This is a genomic window from Chryseobacterium lathyri (assembly GCF_030812195.1).
GTDB lineage: Bacteria > Bacteroidota > Bacteroidia > Flavobacteriales > Weeksellaceae > Chryseobacterium > Chryseobacterium lathyri_A.
Map to the genome: position 1 here is coordinate 369,946 of NZ_JAUSSF010000002.1, position 19,245 is coordinate 389,190.

General features: G+C 37.7%; 18 protein-coding genes. 13 read left to right on the forward strand and 5 right to left on the reverse strand.

Annotation, left to right across the window (positions count from 1 at the left end; all coding sequences use genetic code 11):
- The first annotated feature begins 2 nt into the window (after positions 1–2).
- The 6 genes from nadB (at position 3) to J2T03_RS11870 (ending at position 7,953) form a co-directional block, all read left to right on the forward strand.
- A complete protein-coding gene (nadB, locus tag J2T03_RS11845; RefSeq protein WP_306840556.1) occupies positions 3–1,574 on the forward strand; it encodes an L-aspartate oxidase in 1,572 nt (523 codons plus the stop codon).
- A 10-nt stretch (positions 1,575–1,584) separates the two neighbouring features.
- Positions 1,585–2,445, forward strand: a complete 861-nt coding sequence (nadC, locus tag J2T03_RS11850) for a carboxylating nicotinate-nucleotide diphosphorylase (RefSeq protein WP_307211388.1) — start codon at positions 1,585–1,587, stop codon at positions 2,443–2,445.
- Positions 2,446–2,654: 209 nt separating this feature from the next.
- Complete coding sequence (locus tag J2T03_RS11855) at positions 2,655–5,318, forward strand: TonB-dependent receptor (protein ID WP_307211390.1); 2,664 nt, start codon at positions 2,655–2,657, stop codon at positions 5,316–5,318.
- Between the two features lie 84 nt (positions 5,319–5,402).
- Positions 5,403–5,834 (forward strand): hypothetical protein, encoded by a 432-nt coding sequence (locus tag J2T03_RS11860; protein ID WP_040993398.1) that lies wholly within the window; start codon positions 5,403–5,405, stop codon positions 5,832–5,834.
- A 71-nt stretch (positions 5,835–5,905) separates the two neighbouring features.
- On the forward strand, positions 5,906–6,898 hold the full coding sequence (locus J2T03_RS11865; protein ID WP_306840559.1) for an aspartate-semialdehyde dehydrogenase: 993 nt from the start codon (positions 5,906–5,908) through the stop codon (positions 6,896–6,898).
- Between the two features lie 53 nt (positions 6,899–6,951).
- A complete protein-coding gene (locus tag J2T03_RS11870) occupies positions 6,952–7,953 on the forward strand; it encodes a cation diffusion facilitator family transporter (protein ID WP_307211391.1) in 1,002 nt (333 codons plus the stop codon).
- Here the strand turns inward: J2T03_RS11870 and J2T03_RS11875 are convergent.
- Both J2T03_RS11875 and xrtF read right to left on the reverse strand, forming a co-directional pair.
- Positions 7,950–8,396 carry an exosortase F system-associated membrane protein gene (locus J2T03_RS11875; RefSeq protein ID WP_306840561.1) on the reverse strand — a complete coding sequence of 149 codons (447 nt, stop codon included), beginning with the start codon at positions 8,394–8,396 and terminating at the stop codon, positions 7,950–7,952. The two genes, J2T03_RS11870 and J2T03_RS11875, sit on opposite strands and share 4 nt — an antisense overlap.
- Positions 8,383–8,913 carry an exosortase family protein XrtF gene (xrtF, locus tag J2T03_RS11880; RefSeq protein ID WP_306840562.1) on the reverse strand — a complete coding sequence of 177 codons (531 nt, stop codon included), beginning with the start codon at positions 8,911–8,913 and terminating at the stop codon, positions 8,383–8,385. The genes J2T03_RS11875 and xrtF overlap by 14 nt, the downstream gene beginning before the upstream one ends.
- A gap of 197 nt (positions 8,914–9,110) precedes the next feature.
- Between xrtF and J2T03_RS11885 the strand changes: the two genes are divergently transcribed.
- The 5 genes from J2T03_RS11885 to J2T03_RS11905 all read left to right on the forward strand — a co-directional run bounded on the left by J2T03_RS11885 (position 9,111) and on the right by J2T03_RS11905 (position 12,665).
- A complete protein-coding gene (locus J2T03_RS11885; protein WP_306840563.1) occupies positions 9,111–10,130 on the forward strand; it encodes an aminoglycoside phosphotransferase family protein in 1,020 nt (339 codons plus the stop codon).
- A gap of 35 nt (positions 10,131–10,165) precedes the next feature.
- On the forward strand, positions 10,166–10,582 hold the full coding sequence (locus J2T03_RS11890) for a RapZ C-terminal domain-containing protein (RefSeq protein WP_307211393.1): 417 nt from the start codon (positions 10,166–10,168) through the stop codon (positions 10,580–10,582).
- Between the two features lie 81 nt (positions 10,583–10,663).
- The gene (locus J2T03_RS11895; RefSeq protein WP_307211395.1) at positions 10,664–11,377 is read left to right on the forward strand and encodes a nucleotidyltransferase family protein; all 714 of its coding nucleotides are present in this window, start codon (positions 10,664–10,666) and stop codon (positions 11,375–11,377) included.
- Between the two features lie 6 nt (positions 11,378–11,383).
- Positions 11,384–12,136, forward strand: coding sequence for an LOG family protein (locus J2T03_RS11900; RefSeq protein WP_306840566.1), 753 nt, complete (start codon positions 11,384–11,386; stop codon positions 12,134–12,136).
- A 58-nt stretch (positions 12,137–12,194) separates the two neighbouring features.
- Positions 12,195–12,665 carry a DUF6702 family protein gene (locus J2T03_RS11905; RefSeq protein ID WP_306840567.1) on the forward strand — a complete coding sequence of 157 codons (471 nt, stop codon included), beginning with the start codon at positions 12,195–12,197 and terminating at the stop codon, positions 12,663–12,665.
- An 84-nt stretch (positions 12,666–12,749) separates the two neighbouring features.
- Here the strand turns inward: J2T03_RS11905 and J2T03_RS11910 are convergent, their stop codons facing one another.
- From J2T03_RS11910 to J2T03_RS11920, 3 genes are all read right to left on the reverse strand, one after another.
- Positions 12,750–12,890: a hypothetical protein gene (locus tag J2T03_RS11910; RefSeq protein ID WP_307211397.1), complete on the reverse strand. Its 141-nt coding sequence runs from the start codon at positions 12,888–12,890 to the stop codon at positions 12,750–12,752.
- Positions 12,891–13,031: 141 nt separating this feature from the next.
- Positions 13,032–14,429: a DUF5689 domain-containing protein gene (locus J2T03_RS11915; RefSeq protein ID WP_307211399.1), complete on the reverse strand. Its 1,398-nt coding sequence runs from the start codon at positions 14,427–14,429 to the stop codon at positions 13,032–13,034.
- Between the two features lie 19 nt (positions 14,430–14,448).
- On the reverse strand, positions 14,449–17,325 hold the full coding sequence (locus J2T03_RS11920) for a carboxypeptidase-like regulatory domain-containing protein (protein ID WP_307211400.1): 2,877 nt from the start codon (positions 17,323–17,325) through the stop codon (positions 14,449–14,451).
- A gap of 243 nt (positions 17,326–17,568) precedes the next feature.
- Here J2T03_RS11920 and J2T03_RS11925 point away from each other — a divergent pair, with 243 nt between their 5' ends.
- Entirely contained in the window at positions 17,569–18,756 is a 1,188-nt protein-coding gene (locus J2T03_RS11925) for an endonuclease/exonuclease/phosphatase family protein (protein WP_373426914.1), read from the forward strand.
- A 56-nt stretch (positions 18,757–18,812) separates the two neighbouring features.
- Entirely contained in the window at positions 18,813–19,232 is a 420-nt protein-coding gene (locus tag J2T03_RS11930) for a DUF6146 family protein (protein WP_307211404.1), read from the forward strand.
- The last annotated feature ends 13 nt before the right edge of the window (positions 19,233–19,245 follow it).

Here is a 19,245-nt window from a genome sequence, read left to right on the forward strand (position 1 = left end):
ATATGATAAAAGCGGATGTATTAGTAATTGGTTCCGGCATCTCGGGACTTTCCTATGCCATTAAAGTTTCTGAACAGCTCCCTGATGCCAAGATCATCATCGTAACAAAATCCGACGAAGACGAAAGCAATACTAAATATGCACAGGGCGGGCTGGCTGTAGTCACCGATTTTAAAAATGATAATTTCGAAAAGCATATTGAAGATACCATGCGTGCCGGAGACGGGGAAAACAAACGCGAGGTCGTAGAAATGGTCGTAAGGGAAGCTCCTACAAGATTCAACGAAATTGTAGAATGGGGCGCCAATTTCGATATGAAAAACGGAGAATTTGCTTTGGGAAGAGAAGGCGGCCACACTGAAAACAGAATCGTCCACCATAAAGATATTACCGGATTCGAGATTGAAAGAGCTCTTTTAGCAACAGCCAACAGCAGCCCGAATATCGAAATCCTTGATCATCACTATGTTATTGATATTATTACCCAACACCATGTTCCGGGAAAAGAAGTAAGTGAAGGTGATATCAACTGCTATGGCGCCTATATTCTTGATGAAAAATCAAAAAAAATCAAAAAGATCACTTCAAAAATAACATTGGTTGCCACAGGTGGTGCAGGACATGTTTATAAGAACACAACAAATCCTACTATTGCTACAGGAGACGGAATTGCTTTCGTAGCCCGTGCAAAAGGTAAGGTTTCCAATATGCAGTACTACCAGTTCCATCCAACAGCGCTGTACAGCAAGATCAACGGAATGCTTTTCCTTATTTCTGAAGCAGTCCGGGGAGATGGTGCAAAATTGAGGACTAAAAAGGGCGAAAAATTCATGCATAAATATGATGAGCGCGAAGAATTAGCCTCCAGAGATATTGTAGCCAGAGCCATTGATAATGAAATGAAGATTTCCGGTGATGAATATGCCGGTCTTGACTGCATGGATATGGATCATGAAAGATTCCTAGAACATTTCCCAAATATTTATAAAAAATGTAAAGAAGAAGGAATTGATCCCTTCATCCAACTGATCCCTATAGTACCGGCATGCCATTATCTGATGGGCGGCATTGAAGTCGACAGGGATGGCCAGTCCTCTATCCGGAATCTTTTTGCAGTGGGAGAATGTACCAATTCAGGATTGCATGGTGCCAATAGGCTGGCGTCAAACTCTTTATTGGAAGGCTTGGTTTTCGGACATAATGCCGCTATAAAAACGGTTACCCTCCTCAATGAGAATAATTTTAATTTTGATGATCTTAAAGCCGTTCCGGAATGGAATGAGGAAGGTATGAAGATCATGGATGAAATGGTTATCATAAGCTACCTCAGAAAACAGCTTCAGGAAATGATGAGTGATCTGGTAGGTATTGTTAGAAGTAACAGACGCTTGAATATGGCCCTGCAGAAACATCAGGAAATTGCAGCAGCTGTGGACGAGATTTACCACTATTCCATTCTTTCACCGCAGTTATCTGAATTAAGAAATTTAACAACCGTTGCCCACCTTATCATTACCCAATCTATGGAAATGACCGAAAATAAAGGCGCATTTTACAATAAAGACTTAGCTTAAAACATATATAATGAAAAGACCAGCTTACGCTACAGATAAAGTATTAAAAACATTCATCAAAAATGCCCTGGAAGAAGATATTCAGGATGGTGACCACTCTACTCTCTCCACCATTCCTAAGAACCTGGAGCAGAGTGCCAAACTTTTGGTAAAGCAGGACTGTATTTTAGCAGGTGTTGAGCTGGCCGAAATTATTTTTAAGACTTTTGATAAAGATTTAAAAGTTGAAATCTTCATTAAAGATGGAGAAGCAGCTAAAGTGGGAGACATTGCTTTAATGGTAAACGGAAGCGCAAGATCAATCCTCTCAACAGAAAGGCTTGTTTTAAATTGTATGCAGAGAATGAGCGGAATTGCAACCCTCACTCACGACTGGGATTCCCGATTGGTAGGAACTAAAACAAAGCTTTTAGACACCCGAAAAACAACTCCTAATTTCAGAGTATGTGAAAAATGGGCCGTTGCTATAGGCGGCGGAACCAATCACAGGTATGGTTTATATGATATGATCATGTTGAAAGATAACCACATAGACTATAATGGAAGTATTACGAATGCCGTAAAAATGGCAAAAGATTATGTTAAGAGTACAAAGAAAAAACTAAAGATCGAGGTTGAGACAAGAAACTTGGAAGAAGTAAAAGAAGCCATCAAAGCAAAAGTGGACAGAATCATGCTCGACAATATGAATGTCCCTATGATGAAGCAGGCAGTAGAAATGATCAACGGCTCTTGTGAGTCTGAAGCTTCAGGTGGAATTACCCGTGATATGTTAAAAGAAATTGCTTCTACCGGAGTCACTTATATCTCCGCTGGAGCCCTTACCCACTCGGCCGAAAATATAGATCTGAGTCTCAAAGCCGTGAAATAGCGTTATATTTTTAATAAAAAGAGCCCCTGTTTGTTAAAAACTCAATAATATGATTTTTTTCATATAAAAATTCAATTTTTATTTATAAAACTGAAAATCAACAAGTTAAATCTTATTAAGATTAAGTAAAAATTAACATACAGTTAATATTAGTTAATTTTTATTTCGCGAATTTTGCAGAAAATTAAATCTAACTATTACTAACGATTATGAAATTAATCAACAAATCGATACTGACTGTAGCTATCACTCTATCTACAGCTAGTGTTTATTACGCTCAACAAGTTCAGGATACTGTAACAAAGTCCAAAGACATTGATGAGGTAATTTTAAGAGGTGTTACTGATATCGCTAAAGATAGAAAAACGCCGGTAGCAGTTTCTACAATTAAAGCTGCACAGATTCTTGAAAGACAAGGAAACCAAGAGCTTGTTGAATTACTAAACACAACACCGTCTGTATATGCTACAAAAGGTGGTGGTGGATTTGGAGATTCTCAAATCACTATGCGTGGGTTTGAATCAAGAAACATCGCTGTAATGGTAAATGGTATGCCAGTTAACGATATGGAGGGTGGTACTGTGTATATGTCTAACTGGACAGGTTTGTCCGATGTAACCAGTACAATGCAGGTACAAAGAGGTCTTGGTTCGTCTAAATTGGCTATTGCTTCTGTTGGGGGTACAATGAACTTTCTTACTCGTTCTGCTGACATGAAACGAGGCGGAATTGTGAGATTAGGTGTTGGTAATAATGATTTCTTAAAAACATCTTTTGCATATAATACGGGTAAATCTGACAAAGGTTGGTCCACTTCATTCTTAATGAGCAGACAAGCGGGTAGCACATATATTCAAAATACAGATTATGAATCATATGCTTACTATTTTGCTTTAGGATGGGAGCCAAACAAAAAACACAATTTCCAATTTACCATTACAGGATCTCCTCAGTGGCACAACCAGAGAACTTACTCTCCTTTCATTAAAGATTATATAACATATAACCCTGACCATGATAATACTCCTGACAGAACATATAACTCTGACTGGGGCTATTATACTAATGCAGAAGGAAAATCAGTTTCACTTGCAAACAGAGCAAATTATTACTCAAAACCCGTAATGATGTTGAACTGGGACTGGACAATGAACGAAAAATCCAAACTAAGCACTGTTCTATATATGTCCAATGGTAGAGGTGGTGGAACAGGAGATCTGGGAAGCTTCTGGAATGGAAAGTTCAATAGTAATGGAAGTCCTACTACAAATAACATCAACTCTTATAGAAGAACAGACGGAACTTATGATTATGACAAAATTTTCGCATTAAACAACGGTTTAGTAGCTGGCACTCCTTATACTGTTACTAATCCTGCTAATGGAAGACAATATCAAGTAAGAGATGGTATCATCAGAAGATCAAGTATCAATTCTCATAACTGGTATGGAATCTTGGCTAACTTCCAGCATAAACTTAATGATAATTGGAATTTCTCCATCGGTACAGATGACAGATACTATTATGGTTATCACTATCAGGTAGTTTCTGACTTTTACGGAGCAAAGGGATATCAAGAAACTTTAAACAGCAATGTAGCGCCTTACAATGTTACAAAAGCATATGATTATCAGAAACTTGCCTGGAACCCGTTTGGAGGAAAAACAGCTCCTTTAAATGAGCAGATCGGATACAGTAATGATGGTGAAGTTATTTGGTATAGTGCATTTGGCCAGGTTGAGTATACTAAAGATAAATTATCTGCATTCCTTCAAGGTTCGGTTTCTAACCAAGGATATCAAAGAATCGATAACTTTATTAAGGATGGGGTAACTAAACAGCAAGGACAAATTGTTAATACCAAAACTGGATTCAAAAATCTTTTTGGATATAACATTAAAGGAGGTGCTAACTACAATATTGATGATCATAACAATGTGTTTGCAAATGTTGGTTATTACAGCAAACAGCCGTTCATGAATTCGGTTTACCCAAGCAACTTCCAGGTTTTAAATCCTAGTTTAACTAATGAGAAAATTTTCTCAGCTGAAATAGGATATGGTTTCAGATCTCCAAAATTCAGTGCTAATGTTAACCTATACAGAACCGAATGGAAAGACAGATGGTTAAGAAGAACAAACCAAACATTTACATTGGCTGACAATACAACAACTACAGGTTATGCTGAAATCAGCGGTATCACTGAAATCCACCAAGGAGTTGAGTTTGATGCTGTTTACAGACCAACAAATTTCTTAGAATTTCAAGGAATGTTCTCTTGGGGTGATTACTACTATAAAGGAAATGCAACAGGATCAGCATTTGATGACAATAATAACCCTCTTGCATTATCTGGAACATCAACTTCAACAACGCTTTATCTTGATAAAGTAAAAGTAGGAGGAACAAGCAACAACAGTATTCCTCAAATGACAGCCTCACTTGGAGCTACTGTTAAGCCAGTAAAAGACCTTAGCATTTTTGGAACATGGAGATATGTGGGAAAAGTTTATTCATCTATTGATATTGCTACTTTCTCTAACCAAGCAGCACAAGACAGAGGAGTATTACAATTACCTGACTTTAATCTATTTGACTTAGGTATTTCATACAAAATTAGATTAAAAGATGCTTCTCAGTATTTCACAATCGGAGCAAATGTTTACAATTTGTTTGACACATTCTACATTTCTGATGCGTCAACAAACGTATTTGGATCTGACGCTCCGTCAAGATTGGCTGATGGTACAAACAATACAGCTAAAAAAACTTATGAAGAATTAGGGTATATGTACAAAGGTGTTGCAACTGACAACCGTGTACTTTTCGGATTCGGAAGAACATGGGCAGCAACATTGTCATTCAACTTCTAATAACATCACAATATTAGATTTTATAAATATCTATCCCGGCTTTTCGCCGGGATTTTTGCTATATTTGTGTACAAAAAATTGAATATGGATTTTTACAAGATTTTGCTTAATGCACACAAAGGATTTGGGTACCTTGAACTTCTTTTGGTCTCGTTATTTATTATTGCCCTTTTAGCCACAATGTTTGGTTTCAGTGGTAAGGTGAACAAATTTTTAAAGAAGACTACTCTCTTTACGATGATTTTCTTCCATGTTCAGTTTTTAATAGGGATCATCATGCTGGTAATTAATTTTACAAAAGGATTGGATATGGGATCAGTCATGAAAAATGCTGACTTAAGATTCCAGTATGTAGAACACCCGTTTTCTATGCTTATCGCAGCAGTACTGATGACTATCATCAACAAAAAAGTGAAGTCTAATGACACTATTTCCCTTGGAATTGTGATCATGGGTCTTATCGCTGCAGGTTTATTTGCATTTGCATTCCCTTGGACAAGAGTCTTTGGGGCTTAAAACATAAAATAATAAGTTATCAATGATGAGTTAACTTTGTAATAGTTTAACCTTAAATTTTAATTAAATCAATGAAAGTAGCTGTAGTCGGTTCAACAGGAATGGTTGGACAAGTTATGCTGAAAGTTTTGGAGGAGAGAAACTTCCCTGTAACAGAATTAATTCCGGTCGCATCCGAAAGATCTGTAGGTAAGAAGGTGAAGTATAAACAGGAAGAATTTACCATCGTAAGCATGAAAGACGCTATAGCTGCCAAACCGGATATTGCCATTTTCTCTGCCGGAGGAGATACTTCTCTTGAATTCGCACCACTGTTTGCTGAAGCTGGCACCACTGTGATTGACAATTCTTCAGCATGGAGAATGGATCCTACTAAAAAACTGGTTGTTCCGGAGATCAATGCCAATGTTCTGACCAAAGAAGACAAGATCATTGCCAATCCCAACTGCTCTACCATTCAGCTAGTAATGGTCCTGGGGCCATTGAATAAAAAATATGACCTGAAAAGAGTGGTTGTTTCTACATACCAGTCTGTAACAGGAACAGGAAAAGCAGCTGTGGATCAGCTCAATGCTGAAATTAACGGTGATGACAGCATTGCAAAAGTATATCCTTATCAGATCTTCAAAAATGCACTTCCTCACTGTGACGTATTCAGTGACGATGACTACACGAAAGAAGAGATTAAATTAATGAAAGAACCTAAGAAAATTTTAGGTGATGATACGTTCAATCTTACCGCAACTGCCGTGAGAGTTCCTGTTCAGGGAGGACACTCAGAAAGTGTAAATATTGAATTTGAAAACGAGTTTGACCTTGATGAAGTAAGGAAGATCTTATCCGAAACACCAGGTGTAGTGGTAATGGACAACGTGAAAAACAACGAATATCCAATGCCGCTGTACTCCGAAGGAAAAGACGAAGTTTTCGTCGGCAGGATAAGACGGGATCTTTCACAGCCCAAAACGCTGAATCTCTGGATCGTAGCAGACAATCTGCGAAAAGGAGCCGCAACGAACGCTGTACAGATTGCAGAATACTTAGCAGCCAACAACTTAGTTTAAACTAACAAAATAAAAAAGAGTCTCAGAATTGAGATTCTTTTTTTTATCAAACTATGGAAAATAAAAAAACCATTACCCGCAAAGACAAAATAGGATTCCAAAGGCTGATAGCCGCTTTCGGAGTGATCTTATTCATAGGAAAGATCGTTGCCTGGAAACTTACCAATTCTGATGCTGTTTTTTCCGATGCCATGGAAAGCATTGTAAATGTGATCAGTGCATTTATGGGGCTCTATTCCCTTCATCTTGCTGCAAAGCCTAAGGACGAGGACCACCCTTACGGCCACGGAAAAGTGGAATTTGTGACATCCGGCATTGAAGGGGCTTTAATAGCAATTGCGGGTATCATGATCATCTATGAAGGCGTCAACAGCCTCATCATAGGAAAAACCCTGAACAAAATAGATCTGGGAATCTGGATTATCGCAGCAACTGCCATTGTCAATTACCTGCTGGGATACATCTCCATTAAAAAAGGGCAGGCAGAAAACTCCCTAGTTCTTGTTTCGTCCGGAAAACATCTTCAGTCTGATACCATCACAACATTAGGTGTTGTCATAAGTTTAATTATCGTTTACTTCACTAAGATTTACTGGCTGGATTCGGTTGTTGCCCTCATTTTTGGGCTTTACATTATCTATGTCGGATATAAGATTGTCAGGAAATCTCTGAGCGGTATTATGGATGAACAGGACCCTGATCTCCTGAATCAGATTATCAGGGTACTCGAAGAAAACAGACGGATAGAATGGATAGACGTCCACAATATGAAAATCCAGCAGTTCGGTGCCAATCTCCATATTGACGCTCATATTACTCTACCTTGGTACTACAGCCTTCGGGAAGCCCACAATGAAATGGAAAAAATGATTCTCGTTTTAGCTAAAAATACCAAAAGAAGTGTAGAATTCAACTTTCATATGGACGACTGTAAAACGGTGTCATGCCCTGTATGTCAAATCAAAAACTGCCCTGTCCGCGAAAAAGATTTTGTAAAAAGAGTAGAATGGACCCCGGAAAATGTCACCAGTATAGACAAACATACTATAGATTAATTCCCACTTGACGGCCTCTTCATTAGCTGTTTTCTGTAATAAAACATCGGAACAATCAAAAGCAAAGCCAGCGGCTGGATCACAAACCTTCTCATGTAAAAGGAAAAAAGATATCCTATCTCAAACCTATCATGGATACAGTAAAGATAAATCGGGAAAGTAATCGTAAAGATAATGGTAATCAGTAATGCTCCCTGCGCCGTCCATTGACGGTTTTTAAAAAGACATTGAATGATCAGACATGAAAGAGCAAGATTAAGCATAAACCTAAAAAAATGTCCTGCAATTAATTTGCCCCATTCAAACCGGGGAAATGCAATGTTTTTAATTGCTTCATGAAAATACTCAAGAAAAGGATCATAGAAAATCTTGTCTTCAAGCATCCGTACGCTTATAAGACCACAGATTCCTGCTATCACTAAAAGCCAGTTAAGAATTTTCATTTTTTAAAGCAAAGAATTTGATCCACACCAGCCAAAGAACCACTACAGTTCCGTAAATTACTGCCGGAAAAATAAAATCATGGAATATTTTTCCATATTCCTGATGATCTACCATAACGATATTCAGTCCCACAATTCGCAGAAGATTCATCACGTAAAGCAAAACAAGCCCCGCCAAAGCAAAAATATAAGTTTTAGCACCTTTATAAAATGCAAAAACAAAGGCTATAAACAAGATCATAACGGAAACAGCATTACACCCTTCCACCATTCTTGTCACATAATTTTTCTTTACATAAAACCAAACCTGCTCATTTTTCACATCATCATAAAGCAATGTAGGAAACCCTACAGCCTTTTGAATGGAAGCAACCTGATCTGCAATTATCCGGGAAAAAGGATCTAATCCGCTTTCTTTACCATTATTCAGGTAAAACTGGTACCCCAAAAGCAGCACCAGATAGATGACGATGAACCTCAGTAAAATGTTTAAAACCGGTTTAAAATCCTTTAACATACTGCAAAGATAGAAATTACACTTAAACTTATGCTAAGAAATGTTTCATTTAGACTTCAGATATCAGGTATCAGATGTTAAATTGCAACCCTCAACTCCTAAACCAAGACCAACCCTATCTTCAAAACTCTAATACTCTCAAACTCTACACTCAAAAGCATCAAACTCCCATTAAATTAGTATATTTGTTCCATATTATGACTTCCGAAAACGCAAAACGATTTTTTGAAAAATATCTGGGTGAATCATCTTCTGAGTTCGTTGCACTGGCTCAAAGCGGGTCTGCGAGAATGAATTTCCTGGCCAAAGCTGACACCAGAAAATATATTGTTACCAGCAATGAAAATATCCCGGAAAATGAAAGCTTTCTCTATTATTCTGAAATCTTTTCAGAACTTGGCCTCAATACCCCTGATATTTTCGCTGTTTCAGATGACAGGAAGATCTACATACAGGAATTTCTCGGAGAACAGACTCTTTCAGAGATCATTACAGAAGAAGGACTTTCCGGTCACGTAAGAATACTGGTAAAGCAAACATTAGAAAAGCTTTTCCAGCTTCAGATCCGGACTCAGGGAAAAATTGATTTCTCAAAAACTTTTGAATACGAAAGGTATGACGAACTTCCCGTAATCCATGATCTGTACTATTTTAAAAATTTTGTGGCTGATGTTCTGGAACTCGAGTATCGTAAATCTGCCTTATTGAAAGAATTTAAACAGATTGCTGCACTGATTGAGAACCTTAAGCCTAAAGGAATTATGATCCGTGATTTTCAGGCAAGAAATATCATGGTTAATGAAAATCGTAAAGTTTCGTTCATCGATTACCAGTCAGCTATGGAAGGGCCATTAATGTATGATGTAATCTCTTTCCTTTTCCAGGCCAAAGCTGATTTCCCGGAAGACTTTAAAAATGAAATGCTTGATTATTATATCGGACAGTTTAAAAATGAAGAAGTCAGAATTGAACTAAAAAATTCGGTAAAGCCAATCCAGATGATGAGATTTCTTCAGGTACTTGGAGCTTATGGATTCAGAGGGCTGATTCAAAGGAAGCAACATTTTATAGCCAGCCTCGAAAAAGGGATTCAAAATATCACACAGCTTGCTGAATCCTGGGAACAGATGCAGGATTACCCGGAACTGAAGAAAGTGATAGAACAGCTGTCTTTGGGAGAATCAAAATTAAAAATTAATGCAATTTTAAATCATTAAGCAATCTTAATGGTTCAAATAAAAAAATAAAAAGAATGCTACACATCGACATACACAGTTTTTCCTACAAAAAAGGAGGAATTCCCAAGGACAATTCAGGAAATGGCGGAGGCTTTACTTTCGACTGCAGAGGAATTTTGAATCCCGGAAGAATTGAGGAGTACAAAATCCAGACAGGAAATGATATCGGGGTTCAGGAGTACCTTGAAACGAAAACCGAAATGCCGAAGTTTCTGGAATTGGTAAAATCCATTATTTCAATCAATATCGATAATTATCTGGAAAGAGGTTTTGAAGACCTTCAGATCAATTTCGGATGTACTGGCGGACAGCACAGATCTGTGTATTCTGCAATCAAGATTGCTGAATTCATCAAGGAAAAATATCCTGAGGGAGTAGAAATAAGCCTTCACCATGACGAACAGCACCACCTGAATGTGGGTAACGGGTAATAAGCAATAGGTAATATTATTTTTACTTATCAATTAGACCCCTGAATTATTCATTATTTATTACTCATTATTCTATACTATATGAAAGCTTTAATTTTCGCTGCAGGAAAAGGCACAAGGCTAAAACCTTTTACGGATCAACATCCAAAAGCACTGGCTTCGGTAAACGGCATACCGCTTTTGGAAAGAAATATCAATTATCTTAAAGGCTTTGGAATAAAAGATTTTGTCATCAATATCCATCATTTTGGAAATCAGATTGTTGAATTTTTAAATAAAAACAATAATTTCGGATGCAACATTGAAATCTCAGATGAGACGGACGAGTTGCTGGAAACGGGTGGCGGCTTGATTTTTGCTAGAAGATTCCTCGATCACGGGGAAGATTTTCTAATCATGAACGCTGATATTTTAACGGATATCAATATTGATGCACTCGTTGAATACCATAAAAATATAAAAGATTTCGCTACTTTAGCGGTTTCTGATAGAGACAGTTCCAGAAAGCTGCTTTTCAATGATGATATGGTTTTGAGAGGCTGGCTTAATGTACAGTCGGGGGAACAGAGGCTTGCGGAATTCAACAAAGGCTTTAAGGCTCTTGCCTTCAGTGGTGTTCACTGTATCAACCCTGCTATCTTTGAAAAAATAAAGAGAACCGGCAAGTTTTCTGTTATGGAGGAGTATCTTGACCTGATGCAGACTGAACATATCCATGGATTTGTACATGACAGTATTCTGATAGATGTGGGAAGACCGGAATCTGTAATAGAAGCCGAAAAACATTTTAAATAATTTGCAATGGAAATGGATGGAACCAGGGATGAAAGCTTAGTAAATCCTGCGCTTGATATTAACGAAACAAAACTTCACAACAGCCTCAGACAAAAAACCTGGGACGAAACCATCACCAAAGACAGCTGGATGGTTTTCAAAGTAATGGCTGAATTTGTGGACGGGTATGAAAAACTGGCCAAGATAGGACCATGCGTTTCCATATTTGGCTCTGCAAGATTGAAACCTGAGAGCAGGTATTACGAAATGGCTGTTGAAATTGCTGAAAAGATTACAAAATTGGGCTTTGGAATCATTACCGGAGGCGGACCGGGGATCATGGAGGCTGGCAACAAAGGTGCATTTAATGCTCAGGGAAGATCCATCGGGCTTAATATTGATTTGCCTTTTGAACAGCATTTCAATCCGTACATTAACAAATCCTATTCTATGAACTTCGATTACTTCTTTGTAAGAAAGGTAATGTTTGTGAAATATTCTCAGGGATTCGTAGTAATGCCGGGAGGTTTCGGAACCCTGGACGAGCTTACGGAAGCAATGACCCTGATTCAGACCAATAAAATAGGTAAGTTCCCGATTGTTCTGGTAGGAAGTGAATTCTGGAGCGGATTACTGGATTGGTTCAGAGCAACACTGTTAAAAGAAGGAATGATTGCCGAAGATGATTTAGACTTATATCGAGTGGTAGACACGGCTGACGAGGCTGTTGCACACATCAAGGCATTCTATGATAAATATTCTGTGAATGTAAATTTTTAATTGGCATATTATTTGTGACCTATAATTAGCAAGTATGATTGTAAATCTATTAATTAAGATGAAAAAACTTTTATATATATCAGGAATTTTAACATTTTTTGTGTTAATGAGTTTTATGTATGTAGACTTTTTCTCTTCAATGACCAAAGTTGATTATATAGATGGAAGCAAAACATTGAAGTTTACCACAAAAATGAATACCAACCATATTTCTGATGCTATTAAAATCAATCCTAGTACAGCAGGATTTGAAGCAGAAGTAAAAAAATATGTAAATAATAATTTTGATGTGTTCGTCAATGGCTCTCCAAAAACTATAACCTTCACCGGAAGTCAGGTAAGCGGAGAAACTGTATGGGTATATTTTGAGACCGGTAGTGTTTCCGATATCAATACCTTAAAGATTAAAAACACCATTCTTTTAAGTGCTTTTCCTAAGCAGGTCAACATTGTTAGTGTTGCTTACAAAGGAAGCCAGAAAGTAATGAACTTCCAGCGAGGCAAGGAAGTGAACGAGGTTGCTTTCTAAAAGCAGAATAATTTTAAAATATAAACCACTGCTGATGCAGTGGTTTTTGTTTTTAATTTTTCATATAATTCAATCTAAAAAACTTCATACATATTTTTCAATCATATTCCAGCCGTTCTTATCATATTTAAAAGGAATACCGATTAACACCGGATCCAATTTCGGATAGATTTTTACTGTATAGGTGACTCTGTAATACCATATTTTCGAACATAATAAATCCATTTTTAATATCACTGAGTGAAAAGCAACAAGGGATCTTGTTTTTTTTAATTCTCCGTTTGAGTTCACTCTTATAATACATCAAAACATATAAAAAGGCCGTCTCCTAAAAAGACGGCCTGTATTTAAAATATCAGATTTTAATTATTGAACCTGAATATTATCTAACTGAATAGTAGTCGTAACACCAGGTGATGCTCCGGTATATTCGAACAGGATAAATCCATTACCCGTTAATCCGGCAGGTAAAGTATAAGTTCCCGCAGGAGTTAATGTACCGTAACCAGTAACAGGGGTTTGTGGAATTGTAAATTCAGATGTAATATCTGTTTTAGTTGCTGCTGTAATATCTCCAAGCGGAGTATAATTGGTTGTATAGTATACTTTTAAAGCATTCCCGTTCCAGAATCCGACGTTTACATCAAACTTCAAAGTATTGGCTGCTGTAAAATCAACAGGTACCGCAAAATATGTTAAATAATTTCCAGACCCTGAATTAGCACCCAGCTGAATATACTTATTATTGCTGAAAGACTTTAACTGCCAGTATCTGTTTCCTAATACCGCATCATTTACATATTTAGGATACACTTCAAGATTAGTAGGAGTTAGTGAATAGCTCTCAAAATTTTCAAGGAAAGAACCTGAATAAGCGATCTCTGTACCTCCTTTAGGCGGCGTTGAATCTACTCTTGTTCCACTGAAATTAATGTCAGATAAGCTTCTGATCAGCATTTGCCATGTTGTATTGTATCTGCTTACTACAAAAGTAATGGTTCCGCTTCCTTTTGGTACCAGCTCTCCCCCACTCTTGAAGAATCCTGAGTTTCTGATCACTGCAGTACCTCCCAATTTATCCTCAATATTTCTGTCTGTATCCAAACCTTGACCTCCTGCATCATAATCAAGATATTTTTTCTGAACCGGGAAAATCTCACTCATGCTGAACTGTACATCAGATACTGTTACTAAAGTATTGATCAGATTAGCCTGCTTTGCATCATTCAATGAATTAAGCTTTGTCGGAATAATCGTCTGAATATCCAAACCATTGCCATTACATACTCCGGAAACATATCTTCCTACAAGAGCCTGAGGAATTCTGCCAATAGCGAAATTCGGATCTTCAGAGCCAAGCTTAATTGATCCTCTGTCAAGTCCTAAACGTAACCCTTTCGCATTAATTCTTATATGCGCCCCTACTGGGAAGTCTGCAAAATTACTTGCTTTATCCACTTCGATCTGAAGACCTACAGTAGGGTTTACCGTTTTATCCTGGAAAGAGATTGTTTTATAGAAATTCCCCTGAGCATCAGAAGAAACGATATAACCGTCGAAGATCTGATCTGTGGTAATCAGTTTATATCCTGTAGCAGGAGCCTGAGCTGCAAAATCAGCCATTGAAATGGTAGGCGCTTCGAATTTATTTGAACAAACGATCGGAGGGGTCTCCCAATCATCATTCTTTACACAAGAAGACACTGCAGACAGTACACCTACTGCAACAAATGCCGTTTTGAAAAAGTTAGTGAAATTATTCATTGTTATTTTTTTATTTTTATTAGAATCTGAATTGTAAGTTAACGAAGTACGAACGTCCCTGGGTATACCAGTATTTCGGTCCGAAAGAAGATTTTGGGCTATAGTAATCATATGCGAAATCCATAGCTTTTGTTTCTCTTGTCTGTTCGAAACCTCCTGTGATGAATCTTCTGTTATTCAGGATATTATTCACAGAAGCTGTCAATAATATATAATACTTCCCGATCATGAATGACTTCCCTGCATTAGCATTTAAGAAAAATGCAGAAGGAAGCTCAACCGGTTTCAGCATATCACGTACATCAGTCTCAGTAAGACCTAAATAAGGAGTGCTTGAATATGGGTTCTGAATGAAGTTATTCGTTCTTAAAGCCGGAGCAGGATCAAGATAATTATTATCAAAATAGTTCCAGTTCGCTCCTACCCACCAGTATTTCGGATTGTTATACCGGAAACCTAATGAGAAAGCTCTCTGAGGAGTGCCTCCCTGCTTATAATCTTTCAGATATGCTTTTCCGAAAGACGTCACGCTGCTTCCTGATGCATCAGAAACCAAATAAACTTCCGGATTATTTCTGTACGTATACTGGCCTAAGCTTGCAAGACCCTGTAAAGATAAGGTAGGAATAACTTTTAGGTCAACACCTAATTCCACTCCCATATTTCTTTTCTCAAGATTGGACATCACCTGGGTTACGAATGCACTCTGTACCTGAGAAACAGATCCGTCAGGATTGGTGCTGCTCATCTGAATTCCATCTGCAAAGAATCGCTGTACATTGGTTTCGTTCTCAGTATCTACAATATATCCTGATGCTCTTAATTTAAGGAAAGGAGTGTTGATCACATAGCTTAAATCATTGGCCGTGTACACTGTACTTCTGATATTAGGATTAACAAGTGCATTGATTCTAGGGTTGATAAACAAATCTTCCAGGAATGGGGCCTGATTGTACATCGCTCCGTTGTACACTAAGAAATTACGCCCGTTGATACGATAGACAACCTGTCCTTTCAGACCGAAGTTCCAGAAATTGTAATCTTTACTTTTCCCGTAAGAATTTTCATATAAATAATGCTTGAAAAGACCTTCTCTGTTCGAAGTGGAATATCCGGCCAAAGCAGAAACAAATACATCGAAATTGCCTGTGGAGAATTTCAGTCCCGGATTTACTTTTGCTTCCTGTCTTCTCAGGATATAGTTATACGTCATACGATCTCCCTCTCTCAGCTGAACATTAGGATCCAAAGTATTATAGAATCCTGTAGAACCAGGCTTGGCAGATTCTTTAAACGGATCCACACCAATGGCATAATCTCCACCTAAAAGGTCTTTCATTTCACGGTAAAGCTCAGATTTGTAATTCTGATAAGAAACGTTCATGATGAACTTCATCCGGTCATTAAAGTTGTATGTATAATGTGTGCCTGCGTTGAAAATCTTATCATCGCTTACATCATCTACAAGATATATCTTGGAACGTTTCCCTGACAATCCGTACAGACGAGCCATTTCAGCCTGGTCTGTAACATCGTTCTTTTGGTTGTTGGCATAAATCTGCCCCCAGTTGATCTGAGTAACATTAGGATCTCCGTTCTGCCAGTTAGATAGGCTTGTATTATAGGCATCCCAAAGTGTATTATACTGCATGGGATCAGTTTCAGTGTTATTAACGGAGTTATAAATAATACTGTTAATATAATAACTTGGTAAGTTTCTGTAGTATGTAGGTGACGGATTGGTAACCCCATTCCAGTCTAAACGTGAGCCTTTATCTTTTCCAAACTGGTAAGATGCGGTCGTCCAAAGGCTGGAGTTTTTGTTGATCTTCCAGAAATCCTGAACCTGGAAAAGCGGCTGAAATCCTCTTCTCACTCTTTCGCTTCTTTTTTCTCCATCCTGCCATCCCCAGTAAGAGTTATAGTGTACGCCTCTGTAGTCATAAACTTCCTGCGTACTCGGGCTAGCTGTAGATCTTCTGTATGGTGCACCGATAAAGTTGAAAGTCATTGTATGGCTGTCACTGAATTTCTTTTCTACCCCTAAGTAAGCTCCATAGGCATCATAGAAAGTTCCTTCCTGAATTCCTTCTTCAGCCCATCTTCTGGCACCCATTACGGTAAACGCCCATCCTTTGCTGTTCATTCCTGAGGTATATCGTAAAGATGTTCTGTTTCTGTAGTTTCTGTTAGTCAGGGATTGTGTAAACTGGAATCCTTTTCTATACTCACTGGCTTTTGTATTCTTGTAAACAACAGAGCTGTTTCCACCAAAAGCGTATTCAGACGGGGAATGGTTAGATGCGATCTCCGGATACCTCGTGATCTCATTCAGTCCACCCCAATTGCTGAAGTCAACATTACCATTATCAGATTTTACCATTGAGACACCGTTCAGCATAGATTCTCCAGTTCTTCCGTCAATTCCTCTTGGACGGAACCAGTAAAATCCTAGATCAAACGCAGCAATCCTGCTGAAAATATCCTGAGAAGATTGTAATAACCCTACTGTAGAAGCCTGTCCGCTGCTGTTACTGTCGTCATCATCATTGTCTATAATCGCTAATCCCTGATCTGCGCTTGTAAGTGCAGAATATAGAGTTATAACCCCTAGATCCTTTCTTTTCTCATTGGCTACGTCAAACTCCATCATTTTGGTTTCGAAGTTTGGTTTCGTAATCATAATTTGATAATGGCCCGGCTGCAGGTCTACAAACTGGAAGTATCCAATTTTGTCAGCCGTTACATCATTTTCGCTCCCTTTAAGATCTACTTCTGCCCGTTCAACAGGCTTTCCTTCAGCATCCTTAAGATACGCAAACACAGTAGTCTGCGCAAAATAGAATGAAGCAGGAAGTAAAGTAAATAAAGAGACTAATGATAATTTTTTAATCATGAGTATATTATTTTTTTTAATACTTTTCTTCTTAATTCTCAACAGTTTAAAAGTTGGGGGCACAAATTTAATCAAAATTTGGAATCTCTAACTTTTTTAACAATATTTTTTCTTAACATTGCAACCTTTTAAGATTCATTATATAAGAGAATTGTTTTATCTTGTTTTAAATTTACAAATATTTAAATGGAGTGAATTAAAAAAGGTAAATTTGTCTTTTAAATAATTTTAATACTCTAGAGGATGAAGAGATTGATGAGTTTTATGGCTGTTATTTGTTCAATAATGGCTTTTACACAACAGGGAAAACTTAGGAAAGTGGCTACTGTTGGCTTTTTGAATGTTGAAAACCTTTGGGATACCATCCGTTCTGCGGATTATATTGATGGTACAAAAGATATCCGTAATCCGGCTTTCCACAGAAGCATTCCAATGGATTCCATTAAGTTTTTAGAAGCAGAGAAACATGACGGTCCCTGGAGCGACGGCGCTTTAGTGGGTAAAAAAGCAGTAAGATATCAAAGCGGATCTGACGAATTCACACCAAGCAGCGGTAAAAATTATAACACCAAAATTTACAAAGCCAAGCTTGCCAATGAAGCAAAAGTGATTTCCGAAATGGGTGCCCAGTACACCAAAACAGCACCTGCAGTAGTAGGACTTATTGAGGTTGAAAACAGACAGGTCATTGAAGACCTGGTAAAGCAGCCTGTTCTTGCTAAATACGACTATGGAATCATTCATTATAATTCTTATGACTACAGAGGAATTGATGTGGCTTTGATTTATCAGAAAAGAAGATTTACTCCAACCAATTCATTGAAAAAAGAATTAAAAGTTTTCGGTGATGATGGTAAAAGAGAATATACAAGAGATATTTTGGTGGTAACAGGTTTCCTTGATAATGAAAAAGTTGCATTTTTCATGAACCACTGGCCATCAAGAAGAGGCGGTGAAGCCGTTTCATTACCTAAGAGAAATGCTGCCGCCGCTTTACTAAAACAACAGATGGACAGCATAAGAGCAGCAGATCCTTCCACTAAACTTTTTGCAATGGGTGACTTTAATGATGACCCTGTAAGCGCCAGTTTAAAGAATTATTTAAAGGCAGTTCCAAGCCCTAAAGATCTGAGTGAAACCACACCCTATCTTAATTTAATGTACCCTTTATATAAGAAAGGTATCGCTTCGCTGGCTTACCAGGACGCTCCTAACCTTTTTGACCAGATTATTGTTTCTAAAAATTTAGTATCTGATCAGGTAACAAAAGAATACTCTGTATATAAAGCAGAGATCTTTGCCCCGCCTTATTTAGTTAATAAAGAAGGAAATTATAAAGGTTATCCTTTCAGGTCCTGGAACGGAGACCAGTTTACAGGAGGATACAGTGATCACTTCCCGGCATTTGTTATTCTTCAGAAAGAACCATAAAAAATTAACTTAGGCACTCATTTTGAGTGCTTATTTCTTATATCAATGTTTTTATTATGAAAAATCTTATTATACTGCTTTTCTTCGCAAGTATTCCTTTCAGCTGCTTTTCCCAGAACAGTCCCCAGAAAGGTGAAGAAAAATCAGAAATGAAGCCTTCTAAGAATGAAGACGGAGAGTGGGAACTTACTGTGATTGACACCCAGTTCGATTATTTTCTGAATGCAGTGGCAAAACCGATAAGCCAGTATTCAGAGTCTTATCTGAAAACAAAAAACACATTCCTGGTGAGTGAATGGAATTCTTACTACAACTCAGGAAAATACAGGAATATTATAGAGTCAGGCATAGATTACGATCCAAAAGAAAGCTACGGAATAAAATTCGAGTATAAGCTGTATCAGGTATTTGCTTATGTCAGCTGGAAATACGGACTAAGGATGAACGGACTTTCCGGAAGCGATGCCGTTAGATAAAATAAATATTAAT

Bases quoted from the DNA above. Each gene is read 5' to 3' on its own strand.
- J2T03_RS11885 (WP_306840563.1), top strand. From the start codon at position 9,111: ATGACTTCCGAAAACGCAAAACGATTTTTTGAAAAATATCTGGGTGAA.
- J2T03_RS11925 (WP_373426914.1), top strand. From the start codon at position 17,569: ATGAAGAGATTGATGAGTTTTATGGCTGTTATTTGTTCAATAATGGCT.
- J2T03_RS11900 (WP_306840566.1), top strand. From the start codon at position 11,384: ATGGAAATGGATGGAACCAGGGATGAAAGCTTAGTAAATCCTGCGCTT.
- J2T03_RS11905 (WP_306840567.1), top strand. From the start codon at position 12,195: ATGAAAAAACTTTTATATATATCAGGAATTTTAACATTTTTTGTGTTA.
- J2T03_RS11875 (WP_306840561.1), bottom strand. From the start codon at position 8,396: ATGAAAATTCTTAACTGGCTTTTAGTGATAGCAGGAATCTGTGGTCTT.
- J2T03_RS11910 (WP_307211397.1), bottom strand. From the start codon at position 12,890: ATGGATTTATTATGTTCGAAAATATGGTATTACAGAGTCACCTATACA.
- J2T03_RS11930 (WP_307211404.1), top strand. From the start codon at position 18,813: ATGAAAAATCTTATTATACTGCTTTTCTTCGCAAGTATTCCTTTCAGC.
- nadB (WP_306840556.1), top strand. From the start codon at position 3: ATGATAAAAGCGGATGTATTAGTAATTGGTTCCGGCATCTCGGGACTT.
- nadC (WP_307211388.1), top strand. From the start codon at position 1,585: ATGAAAAGACCAGCTTACGCTACAGATAAAGTATTAAAAACATTCATC.
- J2T03_RS11865 (WP_306840559.1), top strand. From the start codon at position 5,906: ATGAAAGTAGCTGTAGTCGGTTCAACAGGAATGGTTGGACAAGTTATG.
- J2T03_RS11890 (WP_307211393.1), top strand. From the start codon at position 10,166: ATGCTACACATCGACATACACAGTTTTTCCTACAAAAAAGGAGGAATT.
- xrtF (WP_306840562.1), bottom strand. From the start codon at position 8,913: ATGTTAAAGGATTTTAAACCGGTTTTAAACATTTTACTGAGGTTCATC.
- J2T03_RS11855 (WP_307211390.1), top strand. From the start codon at position 2,655: ATGAAATTAATCAACAAATCGATACTGACTGTAGCTATCACTCTATCT.
- J2T03_RS11915 (WP_307211399.1), bottom strand. From the start codon at position 14,429: ATGAATAATTTCACTAACTTTTTCAAAACGGCATTTGTTGCAGTAGGT.
- J2T03_RS11870 (WP_307211391.1), top strand. From the start codon at position 6,952: ATGGAAAATAAAAAAACCATTACCCGCAAAGACAAAATAGGATTCCAA.
- J2T03_RS11920 (WP_307211400.1), bottom strand. From the start codon at position 17,325: ATGATTAAAAAATTATCATTAGTCTCTTTATTTACTTTACTTCCTGCT.
- J2T03_RS11860 (WP_040993398.1), top strand. From the start codon at position 5,403: ATGGATTTTTACAAGATTTTGCTTAATGCACACAAAGGATTTGGGTAC.
- J2T03_RS11895 (WP_307211395.1), top strand. From the start codon at position 10,664: ATGAAAGCTTTAATTTTCGCTGCAGGAAAAGGCACAAGGCTAAAACCT.